Here is a 1,031-nt window from a genome sequence, read left to right as displayed (position 1 = left end):
CCTTGACGTTTTTTGTCTTCCATCGAGCCTGCGCCATCGTGGTCGATGACCCGGCCCTGGCGCTCGGAAGTTCGCGTCAGGAGCATTTCCTGAATGATGTCCGTCAGGCTTTCGGCCTCGGACTCCACCGCGCCCGTCAACGGGTAGCAGCCAAGGGTGCGGAACCGCACTTTCTTTTTCACGATGCGCGCTTTGTCTTCATCGGACAGGTGCTCGAGGATGCGCTCGTCGTCGATCATGATCAGCGTGCCGTTCTTCTCGATCACTTCGCGTTCGGCGGCGAAGTACAGGGGCACAATCGGGATGCCTTCGAGGTAGATGTACTGCCAGATGTCCAGTTCGGTCCAGTTCGACAACGGGAACACACGAATGGATTCGCCCTTGTTGACCTTGCCGTTGTAGACGTTCCACAGCTCCGGACGCTGGTTTTTCGGGTCCCAGCGGTGCTTGCTGTCGCGGAACGAGTACACGCGCTCTTTGGCGCGGGATTTCTCTTCATCGCGACGGGCGCCGCCGAACGCTGCGTCGAAACCATGCTTGTCGAGTGCCTGTTTCAGGCCTTCGGTTTTCATGATGTCGGTGTGTTTGGCACTGCCGTGGGTGAACGGGTTGATGTTCTGCGCCACGCCATCGGGGTTGATGTGGGTGATCAGGTCCAGGCCCAAGTCTTCGACCATCTTGTCGCGGAACTTGTACATTTCCTGGAATTTCCACCGGGTGTCGACGTGCATCACCGGAAACGGCAGTTTGCCCGGGAAGAACGCCTTGCGTGCCAGGTGCAGCATCACGGCGGAGTCTTTACCGATGGAGTACAGCATCACCGGGTTATCGAACTCGGCGGCCACCTCGCGGATGATGTGGATGCTTTCCGCCTCCAGCTGTTTCAGATGCGTCAGTTTGTCGACCATGGCTACTCACGAAAGCTTTCTTATGAACGGCCAGCGGGCCGTGTTCGAGCGAGGAATCCTAGCACAGCGACCTCTTCTAATCAGGACGCCAACTAGATCGAAAGGGTATATGAATATGCCCAC

1 protein-coding gene is annotated in these 1,031 nt (G+C 57.6%); it reads right to left on the bottom strand.

Features of this window, described 5'->3' with window-relative positions:
* The coding region (cysD, locus tag D6877_RS06770; RefSeq protein ID WP_130910285.1) for a sulfate adenylyltransferase subunit CysD at positions 1-908 on the bottom strand (908 nt) is incomplete at its 3' end.
* Positions 909-1,031: the final 123 nt, after the last annotated feature.

It is taken from the genome of Pseudomonas sp. Sample_9 (genome assembly GCF_004307535.1).
GTDB lineage: Bacteria > Pseudomonadota > Gammaproteobacteria > Pseudomonadales > Pseudomonadaceae > Aquipseudomonas > Aquipseudomonas mercuritolerans.
This window is presented reverse-complemented; position numbering and strand designations above follow the sequence as displayed.